Origin of the sequence: Pseudomonas sp. PDNC002 (genome assembly GCF_016919445.1) — a bacterium.
Taxonomy (GTDB): domain Bacteria; phylum Pseudomonadota; class Gammaproteobacteria; order Pseudomonadales; family Pseudomonadaceae; genus Pseudomonas.
Genome location: NZ_CP070356.1, coordinates 630,596 through 645,307, shown reverse-complemented (window position 1 = coordinate 645,307; position 14,712 = coordinate 630,596). Strand labels below are relative to the sequence as shown.

The following is a 14,712-nucleotide window of genomic DNA, read 5'->3' as shown; positions in this document are numbered from 1 at the left end:
GTGGCGCGCATTAAAAGGGTTTTCGGAAAGGGTGTCAAGCGTGCCGCGAAAAATTTTTCAAATAATACCGGAGCTTACGCGCTGGGCGGGACGTAACCCTCGGCCTGCGCGTATTCCTCGCCACTGAGGAACTTGTCCATCTCGGCGGTGAGGAACTTGCGATCCTCGGCGTTCATCATGTTCAGGCGACGCTCGTTGATCAGCATGGTCTGGTGTTTCTGCCATTCTTCCCAGGCTTTCTTCGAAACGTGCTCGTAGATGTCCTGGCCCTTGGCGCCGGGATAGGGTGCGCGATCGAGGCCGGGCAGCTCTTCTTTGAATTTGCGGCACATCACCAGTCGGGTCATGACATTTCTCCTGCATTCAACACGTCGGCGGCTCGTTTGAGCAGCTTCTTCACCGGGGCGGCAAGGCCGAGCCGCGGCGGGGTGGCGAGGTTATACCAGAGCCAGTCGCCCTCGGCCACGGCGGGGGCTGCGTCCTCGACGCGCACCAGCCAGGGTTCGATGGCCAGCTGGAAGTGGCTGAAAGTGTGGGTCAGGCCGGGCAGCTCGCGACGTTCGCCCAGGCGCAGGGCGTGGCGCTGGGCCAGCGGGTCGAGGGCGGCCAGGTCGTCCAGTTCGGGGAAGCTCCACAGGCCGCCCCAGAGACCGGTCGACGGACGGCGGTATAGCAGTATGTCGCCCGCGCGATTGGCCAGGATCGGCATCAGCGTGCGCTTCTGCGGCAGCGCCTTGCGCGGCTTGGAGACCGGGAAGTCGGTTTCGCGACCAAGGAAGTGCGCACGGCAGCCCTCGCGCAGTGGGCAGAGCAGGCAGCTCGGCTTGCTGCGGGTGCAGAGGGTGGCGCCCAGGTCCATCATCGCCTGGGTGTAGTGGTTGACCCGCGCATGCGGCGTGAAACGCTCGGCGGCGTCCCACAACTGCTTGGCTACCTTGGGCTCGCCCGGATAGCCGTCACAGGCCAGGTAGCGCGCCAGCACGCGCTTGACGTTGCCGTCGAGGATCGGCGCGCGCAGGCCCATGGAGATACTGGCGATGGCGCCGGCGGTGGAACGACCGATGCCGGGCAGTTCGGCGAGCTGCTCGACGTCCCGGGGGAATTCGCCGCCGTGCTGCTCCATCACCGTTTTTGCGGTCTTGTGTAGGTTGCGGGCGCGGGTGTAGTAGCCCAGGCCCGTCCACAGGTGCAGCACTTCGTCTTCCGGCGCGTTGGCCAGGTCCGCCACCGTCGGCAGCGCGGTCATGAAGCGATCGTAGTAGCCCATCACGGTGCTGACCTGGGTCTGCTGCAGCATGATTTCCGAGACCCACACCCGGTAGGGCGTGATGTTCTGCTGCCAGGGCAGGTCATGGCGGCCGTGGCTGTCGAACCAGTCGAGCACGGCCGAGTTGAAGCTTTGCGGGGTCACTTCTTGAACAGCCCTTTGAGTGCGTCTTTGAGTTCGGGACTGACCTTGTCACCGAGTTTCTCTTCGAGTTTTTCGTTCAGCCGGTCCCCGGCCAGACGTGCGGCGATCTTGCCGATGCCGTCCTTGTCCAGGCGGCAGGCTTTGGCGCCCAGTTCCAACGGGCCGCGGCAGCGCAGCGGCCATTCGATGCCGACGTAGCGCTTGTTCACCTGGCAGGCAGGGTCGGGCATATCGCTCTTGTCGCCTTCGATAGTCACGCCGACGCGGTAGTCCATGCCCAGTACGCGCAGGTCGAGGTCGCCGTCACCCTTGACGGTCAGGCCGGGGATGCTGGCCTTGAGGTCCGGGTTGCTGGCCACGCCGTTGCGGAAGGTCAGGTTGCCTTGCAGCTCGCGGAACGGCGTGTCCTTGCCGCCGTGCTCGCCACTGAGCGACTTGCGGTTGAGGGTGGCGATGCCCTGGCACAGTTGCTGTTCGAGGTTGGCGTTGAGCAGCACGCCCTGGGTCATGACAAAGCGTGCGGTGCCATTGAGGTTGTCGATCCAGGCCTTCTGGCTATTGCCCTGGGTGGTGATGTCGGCGTCCAGGTCCAGCAGGCCTTTTACCGGTGGCTTCTGGCCCTGGGATTCGAGCAAGCGTTCCACCGGCACGTCGGCGATGTGTTTCTGCGCCTTCAGGCTCGGCACGTCCTGGCGTACGTCGAGGGTTGCCTTGGCGTTGAACTTGCCGTCGTAGAGCTCACCGCGCATGTCGTCGAGGCTGAGCAGTCCGCCTTGGCCGCGCAGTTTGAGCACGGCGTTCTCGATGGGCAGCTTGTCCAGCGTCAACTGGCCGAGGTTCAGGCCGATGTCGAGGTCCAGCGTGCGCAGGCGGGCGATGGGCAGCAACGGAGCGTCGCTCCAGGCCTGCTGGGTCGGCTGGCTGGGCAGCGGGGTATCGCCCTTGATGGCGCTCTGTTCGGTGCTGGCGACTTCGGCCTTGCGCGCGCTGTTGGTGGCGTCCTGGGCTTTCTTGACCTTGGCCGGCAGGTAGCGGTCGAGGTTCAGCTTGTCGCCGCTCAGTTGGGCGCGAATCGCCTGCTTGTCGAAGTCGGCGATGCCGAGGTTGCCGCTGAAGCTGCTGTCGTCGAGCTTCAGCTGGATGTCGCTCAGGTTCAGGCTGTTGCGCGTGCCGCTCAGGCGGGTGGCCAGTTCCAGCTTGGTCAGGGTCGCGGGGTCGGCCATCTCCGGCAGGGTCTGGCCGATGCCTTCGAGGAATTCGCGCAGGTTGAACGGTGCCAGGGAGAGGCCGCCGTCGAGCTTGGGTTCTTTGTCCAGCTCGCGGGCCTTGATCTCGCCGAGCGCGCGCAGTTGGTTGACGGTGACCTTCAGGCCGTTCCACTCGGCAACCTGGGCGGCCTGGTCGAGCACCAGTTGGCCCTGGGCGCTGTAGTTGGCGGTCTTGCCCTGGAAGGGATCGCCGGACACTTCGCCGGACAGCTTGGCGTCTTCGAACTGGTAGCGCTTGAGCGCACGGTCGAAACGCAGGTTGCCGGTCACTTCGGTACGGGCGCGGATCACTGGCTGGTTGCTGCCCAGGTAGGCGCTGAGTTTCACCGGGATGTTGCTGCCCTCGCGGATCGCCCCGGTGGTCAGCTCGATGCCTTCGACGCTGTAGTTCTTGCCGCTTTGCGCGTCGGCGTAGTCGATGCGGGCGTTCTTCACGCTCAGGCTGTCGATGTCCAGTTTCATCGCCTGGCGGGATTCCTGCGCGTCAGCCTTGGCCTGCTCGTTCGGCGCTGGAGTCGGTTGCGCGGCGGGCGGTGTGCCGTTGGCCGGCTGGACGGGTTTGCCGATACTCTCCCAGTTGCCGACGCCGTTCTTGTCCTTGCTCAGGCTCAGGCTGAGGCCTTCGACGCGGATGTCGCTCATCTGCACTTCCTTGCGCAGCAGCGGCAGCACGCGCACGGACATGCCGAGCAACTGCACGTCGGCGAACGGTTTGTCCGGGGTCTGCAGGCTGGCCACGCTGGTGTCGTGCAGCTCCAGGCCCAGCCAGGGGAACAGGCTCCAGCCGATGTCGCCCTTGAGGTTCAGCTCCAGGTTGGCCTTGTCCCGGGCGAGCTGGCGGATCTCGTCCTTGTAGTCGTTCGGGTCGAAGAAGTGGGTCAGCACGAAGCCGGCGGCGACGATGAGCAACAGCAGGGCCAGGGCAACGATGCCGAAGATTTTGCCGAACGCTTTCATGGACAGGTCCTTGTTCAGGCGGCGAATGGAATGGCGAGAAAGTATACCAATGACGCGCCGACACCCCTGGCGGGAATGCGAGGCGTCGCTGTTGCGGGGTTTGAGCGGTGAGCGAGCGCGCGGTTCCCCGCGAGTGGCGTCAGGCCGGGCCCCGCGTCAGGCCCAGGTGTTCGACGAACCTGATGGCTTCGGCCTGGTCCGCCGGCGTCCTCAGGCGCAGGCTGGCGCCCTGCAGGACGGCCATGCGCTGCGCCTCTTCAAGGAGGCGTCGCGCCACGCCGCGGCCACGGGTGACCCGTCGTATGCACAGTCGCGAAAGGTGCCAGACGTCCGCCTCGCGCTCGATCCATGCCGCGCCCAGCAGGCGATCGTTGAACCGTCCGGTGAGCAGTCGATCTTCCGCCAGCCCGCACTGCACCAGGGCTCCGGCATCGGTGAAGGGCGTCAACAGCCAGTCCGGCGCGTCGGCGTAGATCTTCAGCAGGTCCTGGCGGTCCTGCTCGCTGGGTTGGGTCAGGTGCTGGACGACGACGGGCATGCTCGATCCTCGTATTCGGGCCGCGCAGTGTAGGACCATCGGCCAGCGCCGACCACCGCCCGTAGCCGCGCAGCGCCCGGCGCGCCTATAATGCCGGCCCTTCTTATAATTACGTGCAGTGTTAGCTGTGGAGCTGGTGATGGCCGAACGCAAGGCATCCGTCGCGCGCGACACCCTGGAAACCCAGATCAAGGTTTCCATCGACCTGGATGGAACGGGCAAGGCCCGCTTCGATACCGGGGTTCCCTTCCTCGAGCACATGATGGACCAGATCGCCCGCCACGGCCTGATCGACCTGGACATCGAGTGCAAGGGCGACCTGCATATCGACGATCACCATACCGTCGAAGACATCGGCATCACCCTCGGCCAGGCCTTCGCCAAGGCCATCGGCGACAAGAAAGGCATCCGCCGCTACGGCCATGCCTACGTGCCGCTGGACGAGGCGCTCTCGCGCGTGGTGATCGACTTCTCCGGCCGCCCCGGCCTGCAGATGCACGTGCCGTTCACCCGCGCCAGTGTCGGCGGCTTTGACGTGGACCTGTTCATGGAGTTCTTCCAGGGCTTCGTCAACCACGCCAACGTCACCCTGCACATCGACAACCTGCGCGGGCACAACACCCACCACCAGATCGAAACCGTGTTCAAGGCCTTCGGCCGCGCGCTGCGCATGGCCATCGAGCTGGACGAGCGCATGGCCGGCCAGATGCCGTCCACCAAAGGGTGCCTGTAATGCAGACAGTGGCCGTCATCGACTACGGCATGGGCAATCTGCACTCGGTATCCAAGGCGCTGGAACGCGTGGGCGCCGGGCGCGTGCTGGTGACCAGCGATGCCAACGTGATCCGCGAGGCGGACCGCGTGGTGTTCCCCGGCGTCGGTGCGATCCGCGACTGCATGGCCGAGATCAAGCGCCTGGGCTTCGACAGCCTGGTGCGTGAAGTCAGCCAGGACCGCCCGTTCCTCGGCATCTGCGTCGGCATGCAGGCGCTGATGGAGCGTAGCGAAGAGAACGACGGCGTCGATTGCATCGGCCTGTTCCCCGGCCAGGTACGCTTCTTCGGCAAGGACCTGCACGAGGATGGCGAGCACCTGAAGGTGCCGCACATGGGCTGGAACGAAGTAGCGCCGGGCGTCGACCACCCGCTGTGGCACGACATTCCGAACAATGCGCGCTTCTACTTCGTGCACAGCTATTACATCGAGGCGGGCAACCCGCGCCAGGTGGTCGGTCGCGGCCACTACGGGCGTGATTTCGCCGCGGCGCTGGCAGAAGGTTCGCGCTTCGCCGTGCAGTTCCACCCGGAGAAGAGCCATACCCACGGCCTGCAGCTGCTGCAGAACTTCGCCGCCTGGGATGGCCGCTGGTAAGCCATGGCACGCCAGAAGGACAAGCCCGCGATCCTCGAGCTCGATGGCGCCCAGCGCCAGAGTGCGGCGCGGGCCATCCAGCGTTTTCTCGAAGAACGCTTCGAGCTGGACGTCGGTGCCTTCGAGGCCGAGGAGGCGCTGGATTTCTTCATGCGCGAGTTCGGCCCGCTGTTCTACAACAAGGCGATCTTCGACGTGCAATCTCACCTGAAAGACCGGTTCGAGAGCATCGAAAGCGACTTGTGGGCGCTCGAGAAGAGCTGACCCGACCCCATTCATCTTTGGATTCGAGCAGGTTCAACCCATGCTGATCATCCCCGCAATCGATCTGAAAGACGGCGCCTGCGTGCGCCTGCGCCAGGGCCTGATGGAAGACGCCACGGTGTTCTCCGACGACCCGGTGTCCATGGCCGCCAAATGGGTGGAGGGCGGCTGCCGCCGTCTGCACCTGGTGGACCTGAATGGCGCCTTCGAAGGCAAGCCGGTCAACGGTGACGTGGTCACCGCCATCGCCAAGCGCTACCCGAACCTGCCGATCCAGATCGGCGGCGGCATCCGCTCGCTGGAAACCATCGAACACTACGTCCGCGCCGGCGTCAGCTACGTGATCATCGGTACCAAGGCGGTCAAGCAGCCGGAATTCGTCGGCGAAGCCTGCCGCGCCTTCCCCGGCAAGGTGATCGTCGGCCTCGACGCCAAAGACGGCTTCGTCGCCACCGACGGCTGGGCCGAGGTGAGCGAAGTGCAGGTGATCGACCTGGCCAAGCGCTTCGAAGCCGACGGCGTCTCCGCCATCGTCTACACCGACATTTCCAAGGACGGCATGATGCAGGGCTGCAACGTCGAAGCCACCGCTGCGCTGGCCAATGCCACGCGCATCCCGGTGATCGCTTCGGGCGGCATCCACAACCTGGGGGACATCCAGAAGCTGCTGGACGCCCGCACCCCGGGCATCGTCGGCGCCATCACCGGCCGCGCGATCTACGAAGGCACCCTGGACGTCGCCGAGGCCCAGGCACTGTGCGACGCCTTCAAGGGCTGAGCTGAACCACGGGGAACCCTGACATGGCACTGGCTAAACGCATCATTCCCTGCCTCGACGTGGACAACGGCCGCGTGGTGAAGGGCGTCAAGTTCGAGAACATCCGCGACGCCGGCGACCCGGTGGAAATCGCCCGCCGCTACGACGAGCAGGGCGCGGACGAGATCACCTTCCTCGACATCACCGCCAGCGTCGATGGTCGCGACACCACGTTGCATACCGTCGAGCGCATGGCCAGCCAGGTGTTCATCCCGCTGACCGTGGGCGGCGGCGTCAGGACGGTGCAGGACATCCGCAACCTGCTCAATGCCGGTGCGGACAAGGTCTCGATCAACACCGCCGCGGTGTTCACCCCGGAATTCGTCGGCGAGGCTGCCGCGCGCTTCGGCTCGCAGTGCATCGTGGTCGCCATCGACGCCAAGAAAGTGTCGGCCCCCGGCGAAACCCCGCGCTGGGAAATCTTCACCCATGGTGGCCGCAAGCCCACCGGGCTGGACGCGGTGGAATGGGCGAAGAAGATGGAAGGCCTGGGCGCCGGTGAAATCCTGCTGACCAGCATGGATCAGGACGGCGTGAAGAGCGGCTACGACCTGGGCGTGACCCGCGCTATCAGCGAGGCGGTGGGTGTACCGGTGATCGCTTCCGGCGGCGTTGGCAACCTGGAGCACCTGGCCGCCGGCATTATCGAAGGCAAGGCGGATGCGGTGCTGGCCGCCAGCATCTTCCACTTCGGCGAGTACAGCGTGCCGGAAGCCAAGGCCTATCTGGCCAGCCGCGGTATCGTCGTTCGCTGACCCTTCCGGGCCGGGGTTCTCCCGGCCCGACTGCTTCCTCCGAGACTTCCTTCAGGCGACTCGCCCCTGCGGCGAGTGGCCGCATCCTGCGTCTGCGCATGAAGCTTGCTAGCCAAAGGCTTCAGTCAAGGTAATGGCGGTCTCATGTCCCATTGCCATATTCATAGGGTTTATTGGCGTCAATTCTCCGAGTAAGCTCTTCGCCTTCTCAGAAAATTCACACTCAGGAAATTCCAGATGCTGAAGCGCATTCTGCTCGCATGGATCGGCTGCGGCCTGTTGTTGGCCAGTGCGGCCAGGGCGGAAACGGAAACGTCGGACTACAGCATGGTTCTGCTGACCGAGAACTTCCCGCCGTACAACATGGCGATCAACGGCAAGAACTTCGCCCAGGAAGACAACATCGACGGCATCGCCGTGGATATCGTCAAGGAAATGTTCAAGCGCGCTGGCGTGCAGTACAGCCTGACCCTGCGCTTCCCCTGGGACCGCATCTACAAGCTGGCACTGGAGAAGCCCGGTTACGGCGTGTTCGTCACCGCCCGCCTGCCGGAGCGCGAGAGCCAGTTCAAATGGGTCGGCCCGATCGGTCCGGACGATTGGGTCATGCTGGCCAAGGCCGACAGCACCATCAGCCTGAACAATCTGGATGAAGCCAAGAAATACCGTGTCGGTGCCTACAAAGGCGACGCCATGGCCCAGTACCTGACCGAGCACGGCTTCGAGCCGGTGCTTGCGCTGCGCGACCAGGAGAACGCCGGCAAGCTGCAGGAAGGCGAGATCGACCTGTGGGCGAGCGGCGACCCGGCCGGCCGCTACCTGGCCAAGCAGGTTGGCGTCAGCGGCCTGAAGACCGTGCTGCGCTTCAACAGCGACCAGCTGTTCCTCGCGCTGAATCGCGAGACGCCGGATGAGGTGGTGAAGAAGCTGCAGACCGCCCTGGACAAGATGCGCGGCGAAGGTTTCGTCGACGACGTGCTCAACAGTTACCTCTGACACCCGAAGGCCGGCTACTCGCCGGCCTTCGCGTTTGGCGCCGACATCCCTCGGCGCCGGTTGTGCCACGGAAGGCAGACGAGCGAAGTATTCCGTCCCCTCTGCAGGGATGCCGCAAGCCCAATAACGATAACCAAGCGAGCGGTATGACCATGCTGAAAGTCCTGATCAAGACCCTTACCCTGGGTCTGCTGTTGGGGGCCGCCACGGCCCGCGCCGAGTTGCCCGTCGACTACAAGATGGTGTTGCTCACCGAGAACTTCCCGCCCTTCAACATGGCGGTGGACGACAAGAACTTCGCCCGCGACGAGGGCATCGACGGCATCAGCGCCGACATCGTCCGGGAGATGTTCAAGCGTGCCGGCATCCAGTACAGCCTGAGCCTGCGCTTCCCCTGGGATCGCTTATACAAGCTGGCCCTCGACAAGCCTGACTATGGGCTGTTCTCCACCACCTACACCCCTGAGCGCGTGCCGCTGTTCAAGTGGGTCGGCCCCATCGCCAAGACCAGTTGGGTCCTGCTGGCGCCGCCGGGTAGTTCGATCAAGGTCAAGGACCTCAAGGACGCCGCCAAGTACAAGCTCGGCGCCTACAAGAACGACGCCGTCAGCCAGAGCCTGGAAAGCCAGGGCATCCCGGTGCTCAACGCGCTGCGCGACCAGGAGAATGTGAAGAAGCTGACCTCAGGCGAAATCGATCTGTGGGCCACCACCGATCCGGTGGGCCGCTACCTGGCCAAGCAGGAGGGCGTCTCCGGCCTGCAGACCGTGCTTCGCTTCAATGAGGCGCAGCTGTACCTGGCGATCAACAAGGACACGCCGGATGAGGTAGTGACCAAGCTGCAGAAGGCGCTGGACGAGATGCGCGCCGATGGCTTCGTCGAGCAGGCGACCAATAACTATCTGTAAGCAGGGACGGATGTGCGGAATGACCGGCTGAAGATTTGGCTGCGGTCCGCTCAGTCGGCCCCCTCTCCCTTCAGGGAGAGAGCGGGGGGAGAGGGAGGCTTCGCGCCGGAGTTGCCTGAAAGCCCCTCTCCCCAACCCTGGCTGCGCGCCCCGCTCCGAAGGGAGAGGGAGCTATCCGTGCGCTTGGCGGGTGCAGTGCTCGCCGGGAAAGTCAGCGGTAAATCCCATCCCGCCCATGCCCCGCCATGGCGCGGTTGCCGCGCTCGGCGATCATCAACGGCGGTTTCACCAGCTCGAAGCCCTGGGCTTTCAGCGTCGGCAGCACGCGCTTGAGCACCGCCAGCGTCGCCGGCTTCGGGTGGCCGATCATCACCACGGTTCCTTGTTTGCGCGCCAGTTGCAGGCCGCGCTGCATCTGCTCCATCACCGCCGCTTCGCTCGGGTCGTCATCGAGGAATACGTCCCGCGACAGGCTGGCCAACCCGATCTTCTGCGCCTCGGCGGCCGCCACCGTAGCGGCGCTGGTACGGCTGTCGAGCAGGAACAGGTGGCGCCGCTGAAGCTCCGCAGCCAGCCAGGCCATGGCCGGGCGGTCGGCGGTCATGCGGCTGCCTTCGTGGTTGTTCACACCCTGTACATACGGGACTTTCGCCAGCGCGGCGTCCAGGCGCCGGGCTCGCTCTTCCTGGGTCAGCTCCGGGCTCCAGGCGTAGTCACCGCCGGCCGGGTCCATGGGCATGTGCAGCATCACGGTGCGCCCGCGCTGATGCGCTTCGCGGGCCAGTTCGGCGGCATGGGGTGTGTCGGGGATGATCGCCACGGCGATGGCGGGGGAGATGTCGAGGACCTGGCGGTCGCGCGCCAGGTTCTGCCCGAGGTCGTCGATGACGATGCTGACCAGCGGCTTGCTGCCGTCCGGCCGGGGCGCGGCGGCCACCGGCAGGCACAGCAGCGCGCCCAGGCCTAGGCTCAGCAGCAGCCGGGCCAGGCGCATCGGTCAGTTGTTGCCGCGGCTGACGCTGAGTCCTTTCAGCAGGCTGAGGGCTTGGCTGAGCTGGTAGTCGCCATCCTGCGGGCGATCCACCGGAGGCTTGCCGGACGTGGTCGGACGGTCCTTGCCACCGTTGCCATTGGCCAGGTGGCCCTGCAGGTCGGCTTCCTTGAAGCCGTCGAACTCGCTCTGCTCGCGGGTTACCTTGGCGCGTTCCACCTCGATGTCCGGCGTGATGCCCTGGGCCTGGATCGAGCGGCCGTTGGGGGTGTAGTACAGCGCGGTGGTGAGCTTCAGGGCGCGGTCGTTGTTCAGCGGCAGCACGGTCTGTACCGAGCCTTTGCCGAAGCTGTCGGTGCCCATGAGGATCGCGCGCTTCTGGTCCTGCAGGGCGCCGGCGACGATTTCCGCTGCCGAGGCGCTGCCACCGTTGATCAGTACCACCAGTGGGACGCCGTCGCTCGGGTCTGCCGGATCGGCGGAGAAGCGCAGCTCGGAGTTCGGGATGCGCCCCTTGGTGTAGACGATCAGCCCCTTGGTGAGGAAGGCGTCGGCCACTTCCACCGCCGACTGCAGCACGCCGCCGGGGTTGTTGCGCAGGTCCAGCACCAGGCCCTTGAGCTTGCCCTTGTTGTCATTGCGCAGCTTGGCCAGCGCCTTGACGGTTTCCTCGCCGGTGTTGACCTGGAACTGAGTGATGCGCAGGTAGCCATAGCCCGGTTCGAGCATCTGGCTCTTCACGCTCTTCACCTTGATGATGGCGCGCTTGAGGGTGACGTCGAACGGCTTGCCGCCGCCGCGCACGATGGTCAGGGTGATCGGCGAGCCGGCCTTGCCGCGCATGCTGTCCACCGCTTCGTTCATCGACTGGCCCTTGGTGGGCTTGCCGTCGATCTTGACGATCAGGTCGCCCGGCTGGATGCCGGCGTTGGCCGCGGGGGTGTCGTCGATCGGCGAAATCACCTTGACGAAGCCATCCTCGCTGCCGACCTCGATGCCCAGGCCGCCGAACTCGCCGCTGGTGCTTTCCTGCAGCTCGGCGAACTCTTCCGGGCCGAGATAGGCCGAGTGCGGATCGAGGTTGCTGAGCATGCCCTTGATGGCGTTCTCCAGCAGCGTCTTGTCGTCCACCGGCTCGACGTAGGCGGCTTTCACCCGGTCGAGCACCTCGGCGAAGGTGCGCAGCTCATCGAGCGGCAGCGGAGCCTCCTTGCCGTTGGCCGCGGGGGCCGCAGCCGGGGCGTCGGCGGCTTGTACCGCACCGGCGCCGAGCAGCAGGGCCAAGGCCAGGGTGGTGAGACGGAAAGCTTGCGACATGTTTGGCTCCTAATGCGTGTTCGCCGCTTATCCCTGCGTGCGACACCAGGTCGAAGGGTCCGCCGGGCGGCCCTGATGGCGGATGGCAAAATACACCGCTGGAGTACTCTGACCCCCGCTGGCTCCCACGGTTGCAATGGGATCGCCCGCTTTGACGGTATCGCCGGCGTCCTTCAGAAGACTTTGATTATGCCCATAAAGGCTGAGGTAGCCACCACCGTGGTCGAGAATGACCAGTAGGCCGGCGCCGCGCAGCCAGTCGGCGAACACCACACGGCCGCCGTGCACGGCACGCACCGTGCTGCCAGCGGAGGCACCGATCAGCACGCCGTCCCAGGTAGCGCGGGGATCGTCGCCGCGCGGGCTGCCGAAGCGCGCCAGCACGCGGCCATCCACCGGCCAGGGCAGCTTGCCCTTGGCGGCACCGAACGCACCGCCGAAGCCCGTGCCGCTGGAGACCAGCGGACCGCTGTAGTCAGTGCGAGGCTTGGCGGGGGTGTCTGGTTTTTCGCCGCGCTCTGCCAGTTCGCGCTCGCGTTTCACTCGCTCGCGCTCGGCGGCCAAGGCACGCTGGCGCGCTTCCTCGGCTTCGCGGGCCTGGCGAGCGAGGGTTTCCTCGATGGTCTTGAGGACCTTGTTCAGGTCTTCCTGGCTCTGCTCGCGGTTCTTGAGCTTGCTGCTGCTGTCCTTCAGGTCGCTGTTGAGCTTGGCCAGGGTTTCCTGGCGCGCCTTGCGGGCGTCGGCCAGTTCCTGGCGACGGCCTTCGAGCGCGCTCTGCTGGGCGACCTGCTCATCCTTCTGCGAGGTGATTTCCTGCTCGACATTGCTTAACTGGCGCAGCGTTTCGTTGAACGCGGAGAGCTGCTCCAGGCGCGCCTTGTTGATGTAGTCGTAGTAGGTGAGGGTGCGGCTGAATTTCTCGGGATGCTCCTGGTTCAACAGGAGCTTGAGGTACTCCTCGCGGCCGCTCTGGTAGGCAGCGCGGGCCTGGATGGCGATCAGGCGCTGTTGCTCAAGGCGCGCGCCCTGGAGTTTTTTTTTCTCCGAATCGAGGCGCTGGAGCTCTTCCTCGTTCTTCTTCATCTCGTCCTGGATCTGCTTGATCTGCTTTTCCAGGTCGCCCATCTGGGTTTCGGTGGACTTGAGCTGCTTCTGCACCCCGGACTTTTCGTCCTGGATGTTCTGCAGATTCTTCTTCAGCTCATTGATGTCTTTCTGCGTCTGCTCCAGCTGTCGCTGGGTGTCGGCACGTTCGTCGGCGACGGCCGAGAGCGGGCCCAGGAGGCAGATCAGCAGCAGCGGGAGGAGGGCGCGAGGCATTGGGCGGCGGGAACCTGAAGTTCGGACGGCCTAGTATGCCCGTGGCGGCCACTAAAAAAAACGCCCCGAGCCGCATGGCTCGGGGCGTTTCCTCTGGCCGGCGGGAGCCAGGTCACGATCCCGCACACTCGTTTGCCGAAGGGCGTCGCCTTACAGCAGGGTCACGATGGATTTGCCGGTCATCTCTTTGGGCTGTTCCAGACCCATCAGATTCAGCAGGGTCGGAGCCACGTCGGCCAGCACGCCACCCTCGCGGATGTTCAGTTTGCGCTTGCCGACATAGACGAACGGTACCGGCTCACAGGTATGCGCGGTGTGCGCCTGGCCGGTCATGGCGTCTTCCATCTGCTCGACGTTGCCGTGGTCAGCGGTGATCAGGGCTTCGCCACCGACCTTGTCCAGTGCCTCGACTATCCGACCAACGCAGGTATCCAGGCACTCGACGGCTTTCACCGCGGCCTCGAACACCCCGGTGTGGCCGACCATGTCGCCGTTGGCGTAGTTGACGATGATCACGTCGAAACGCTGGTTCTCGATGGCGTCGACGATCTTGTCGGTGACTTCCGGCGCGCTCATTTCCGGCTGCAGGTCATAGGTGGCGACCTTGGGCGACGGAATGAGGATGCGCTCTTCGCCTTCGAAGGGCTCTTCGCGGCCGCCGGAGAAGAAGAAGGTCACGTGGGCGTACTTCTCGGTCTCGGCAATGCGCAGCTGGGTCTTGCCATTCTTCGCCAGGTATTCGCCCAGGACGTTGTCCAGGGATTCGGGCTTGAACGCGCTGGGTGCCGGGATGCTCGCCGCGTACTGGGTCAGCATCACGTACTCGGCCAGGTGCAGCTCGCGCTGGCGCGGGAATTCCTTGAAGCCCGGCTCGACGAAGGCACGCGACAGCTCGCGGGCGCGGTCGGCGCGGAAGTTCATGAAGACCACGGCGTCGCCGTCTTCCACGCGTACCTGCTCGCCGATACGGGTGGCCTTGACGAATTCGTCGCTCTCACCGCGTTCGTAGGCGGCATTCAGCGCAGCCACGGCGGTGTCGGCGGCGTACTCGGCGGTGCCGTCGGTGATCAGGTTGTAGGCGGCTTCGACGCGGTCCCAGCGGTTGTCGCGGTCCATGGCGAAGTAGCGGCCAATGATGCTGGCGGTGCGGCCCTTGCCGATGCGGGCGAAGGCGTCGTCCAGTAGCTTGAGCGACGGCTCGGCGCTCTTGGGCGGCGTGTCGCGGCCGTCGAGGAAGGCGTGCAGGTAGATTTTCTCTGCGCCGCGCTGGGCGGCCAGTTCGGCCATGGCGATCAGGTGGTCCTGGTGGCTGTGTACCCCGCCGTCGGAGAGCAGGCCGAGGATGTGCACGGCCTTGCCGGCGCCTGCGGCCTTGTCCACAGCGCCGGTCAGCACCGGGTTCTGGAAGAAGTCGCCGTCGCGGATCGCTTTGGTCACGCGGGTGAAGTCCTGGTAGACGACACGACCCGCGCCCAGGTTCATGTGGCCGACCTCGGAGTTGCCCATCTGGCCATCGGGCAGGCCGACATCCATGCCGGAGCCGGAGATCAAGCCGTTGGGCTGGCTGGCCAGCAGACGGTCCCAGTTGGGCTTCTTCGCGGCATAGATGGCGTTGAATTCGGGGCTATCGCTATGGCCGAAGCCGTCCAGAATGATCAGGACCAGCGGTTTGGGCGTTGCAGTCATAGGTACGGCTCTTTCCGAGAATAGGGGTCAGAAAAGGACACACATTTTACCTTTTGGTGCCGACAGACGCCATGATCCGTAGGGTTCAGCCGTCAGATACGCGCGTGTATACT

Annotated in this window: 15 protein-coding genes; 7 read left to right on the top strand and 8 right to left on the bottom strand. The window is 65.0% G+C overall.

Annotated features, from left to right (window positions below):
• Positions 1–74 precede the first annotated feature (74 nt).
• The 4 genes from JVX91_RS02975 to JVX91_RS02960 form a co-directional block, all read right to left on the bottom strand.
• The gene (locus JVX91_RS02975; RefSeq protein ID WP_138213851.1) at positions 75–347 is read right to left on the bottom strand and encodes an oxidative damage protection protein; all 273 of its coding nucleotides are present in this window, start codon (positions 345–347) and stop codon (positions 75–77) included.
• Positions 344–1,411, bottom strand: a complete 1,068-nt coding sequence (mutY, locus tag JVX91_RS02970; protein WP_205337959.1) for an A/G-specific adenine glycosylase — start codon at positions 1,409–1,411, stop codon at positions 344–346. Before mutY ends, JVX91_RS02975 begins: the two co-directional genes overlap by 4 nt.
• Positions 1,408–3,636 (bottom strand): AsmA family protein, encoded by a 2,229-nt coding sequence (locus JVX91_RS02965; RefSeq protein WP_205337958.1) that lies wholly within the window; start codon positions 3,634–3,636, stop codon positions 1,408–1,410. Before JVX91_RS02965 ends, mutY begins: the two co-directional genes overlap by 4 nt.
• Positions 3,637–3,775: 139 nt before the next feature.
• Positions 3,776–4,174 carry an acetyl-CoA sensor PanZ family protein gene (locus JVX91_RS02960; RefSeq protein WP_205337957.1) on the bottom strand — a complete coding sequence of 133 codons (399 nt, stop codon included), beginning with the start codon at positions 4,172–4,174 and terminating at the stop codon, positions 3,776–3,778.
• A 139-nt stretch (positions 4,175–4,313) separates the two neighbouring features.
• Between JVX91_RS02960 and hisB the strand changes: the two genes are divergently transcribed.
• The 7 genes from hisB to JVX91_RS02925 all read left to right on the top strand — a co-directional run bounded on the left by hisB (position 4,314) and on the right by JVX91_RS02925 (position 9,285).
• Positions 4,314–4,907, top strand: coding sequence for an imidazoleglycerol-phosphate dehydratase HisB (gene hisB, locus JVX91_RS02955; RefSeq protein WP_015479330.1), 594 nt, complete (start codon positions 4,314–4,316; stop codon positions 4,905–4,907).
• Entirely contained in the window at positions 4,907–5,545 is a 639-nt protein-coding gene (gene hisH, locus JVX91_RS02950; RefSeq protein ID WP_205337956.1) for an imidazole glycerol phosphate synthase subunit HisH, read from the top strand. Before hisB ends, hisH begins: the two co-directional genes overlap by 1 nt.
• A 3-nt stretch (positions 5,546–5,548) precedes the next feature.
• Entirely contained in the window at positions 5,549–5,809 is a 261-nt protein-coding gene (locus tag JVX91_RS02945) for a DUF2164 domain-containing protein (RefSeq protein WP_205337955.1), read from the top strand.
• A 40-nt stretch (positions 5,810–5,849) separates the two neighbouring features.
• Positions 5,850–6,587: a 1-(5-phosphoribosyl)-5-[(5-phosphoribosylamino)methylideneamino]imidazole-4-carboxamide isomerase gene (hisA, locus tag JVX91_RS02940; RefSeq protein ID WP_205337954.1), complete on the top strand. Its 738-nt coding sequence runs from the start codon at positions 5,850–5,852 to the stop codon at positions 6,585–6,587.
• Positions 6,588–6,610: 23 nt separating this feature from the next.
• Positions 6,611–7,381 (top strand): imidazole glycerol phosphate synthase subunit HisF, encoded by a 771-nt coding sequence (gene hisF, locus JVX91_RS02935; RefSeq protein WP_024762245.1) that lies wholly within the window; start codon positions 6,611–6,613, stop codon positions 7,379–7,381.
• 237 nt (positions 7,382–7,618) lie between these two features.
• On the top strand, positions 7,619–8,377 hold the full coding sequence (locus tag JVX91_RS02930; RefSeq protein ID WP_205337953.1) for an ABC transporter substrate-binding protein: 759 nt from the start codon (positions 7,619–7,621) through the stop codon (positions 8,375–8,377).
• A gap of 152 nt (positions 8,378–8,529) precedes the next feature.
• Positions 8,530–9,285, top strand: coding sequence for an ABC transporter substrate-binding protein (locus tag JVX91_RS02925; RefSeq protein WP_205337952.1), 756 nt, complete (start codon positions 8,530–8,532; stop codon positions 9,283–9,285).
• A 211-nt stretch (positions 9,286–9,496) separates the two neighbouring features.
• Here JVX91_RS02925 and JVX91_RS02920 read toward each other — a convergent pair whose 3' ends face one another.
• The 4 genes from JVX91_RS02920 to gpmI all read right to left on the bottom strand — a co-directional run bounded on the left by JVX91_RS02920 (position 9,497) and on the right by gpmI (position 14,599).
• Positions 9,497–10,279, bottom strand: a complete 783-nt coding sequence (locus JVX91_RS02920) for a divergent polysaccharide deacetylase family protein (RefSeq protein ID WP_205337951.1) — start codon at positions 10,277–10,279, stop codon at positions 9,497–9,499.
• 3 nt (positions 10,280–10,282) lie between these two features.
• A complete protein-coding gene (locus JVX91_RS02915; RefSeq protein ID WP_205337950.1) occupies positions 10,283–11,593 on the bottom strand; it encodes a S41 family peptidase in 1,311 nt (436 codons plus the stop codon).
• A gap of 27 nt (positions 11,594–11,620) precedes the next feature.
• On the bottom strand, positions 11,621–12,913 hold the full coding sequence (locus tag JVX91_RS02910; protein ID WP_205337949.1) for a murein hydrolase activator EnvC: 1,293 nt from the start codon (positions 12,911–12,913) through the stop codon (positions 11,621–11,623).
• A gap of 150 nt (positions 12,914–13,063) precedes the next feature.
• Positions 13,064–14,599, bottom strand: coding sequence for a 2,3-bisphosphoglycerate-independent phosphoglycerate mutase (gene gpmI / locus JVX91_RS02905; protein ID WP_205337948.1), 1,536 nt, complete (start codon positions 14,597–14,599; stop codon positions 13,064–13,066).
• Positions 14,600–14,712 lie beyond the last annotated feature (113 nt).

What these genes read in the sequence shown, in the direction of transcription:
- JVX91_RS02960 (WP_205337957.1), bottom strand. Translation starts at nt 4,174, where the DNA reads ATGCCCGTCGTCGTCCAGCACCTGACCCAACCCAGCGAGCAGGACCGC.
- hisF (WP_024762245.1), top strand. Translation starts at nt 6,611, where the DNA reads ATGGCACTGGCTAAACGCATCATTCCCTGCCTCGACGTGGACAACGGC.
- gpmI (WP_205337948.1), bottom strand. Translation starts at nt 14,599, where the DNA reads ATGACTGCAACGCCCAAACCGCTGGTCCTGATCATTCTGGACGGCTTC.
- JVX91_RS02910 (WP_205337949.1), bottom strand. Translation starts at nt 12,913, where the DNA reads ATGCCTCGCGCCCTCCTCCCGCTGCTGCTGATCTGCCTCCTGGGCCCG.
- JVX91_RS02930 (WP_205337953.1), top strand. Translation starts at nt 7,619, where the DNA reads ATGCTGAAGCGCATTCTGCTCGCATGGATCGGCTGCGGCCTGTTGTTG.
- hisA (WP_205337954.1), top strand. Translation starts at nt 5,850, where the DNA reads ATGCTGATCATCCCCGCAATCGATCTGAAAGACGGCGCCTGCGTGCGC.
- hisH (WP_205337956.1), top strand. Translation starts at nt 4,907, where the DNA reads ATGCAGACAGTGGCCGTCATCGACTACGGCATGGGCAATCTGCACTCG.
- JVX91_RS02925 (WP_205337952.1), top strand. Translation starts at nt 8,530, where the DNA reads ATGCTGAAAGTCCTGATCAAGACCCTTACCCTGGGTCTGCTGTTGGGG.
- JVX91_RS02975 (WP_138213851.1), bottom strand. Translation starts at nt 347, where the DNA reads ATGACCCGACTGGTGATGTGCCGCAAATTCAAAGAAGAGCTGCCCGGC.
- JVX91_RS02945 (WP_205337955.1), top strand. Translation starts at nt 5,549, where the DNA reads ATGGCACGCCAGAAGGACAAGCCCGCGATCCTCGAGCTCGATGGCGCC.
- JVX91_RS02920 (WP_205337951.1), bottom strand. Translation starts at nt 10,279, where the DNA reads ATGCGCCTGGCCCGGCTGCTGCTGAGCCTAGGCCTGGGCGCGCTGCTG.
- JVX91_RS02915 (WP_205337950.1), bottom strand. Translation starts at nt 11,593, where the DNA reads ATGTCGCAAGCTTTCCGTCTCACCACCCTGGCCTTGGCCCTGCTGCTC.
- JVX91_RS02965 (WP_205337958.1), bottom strand. Translation starts at nt 3,636, where the DNA reads ATGAAAGCGTTCGGCAAAATCTTCGGCATCGTTGCCCTGGCCCTGCTG.
- hisB (WP_015479330.1), top strand. Translation starts at nt 4,314, where the DNA reads ATGGCCGAACGCAAGGCATCCGTCGCGCGCGACACCCTGGAAACCCAG.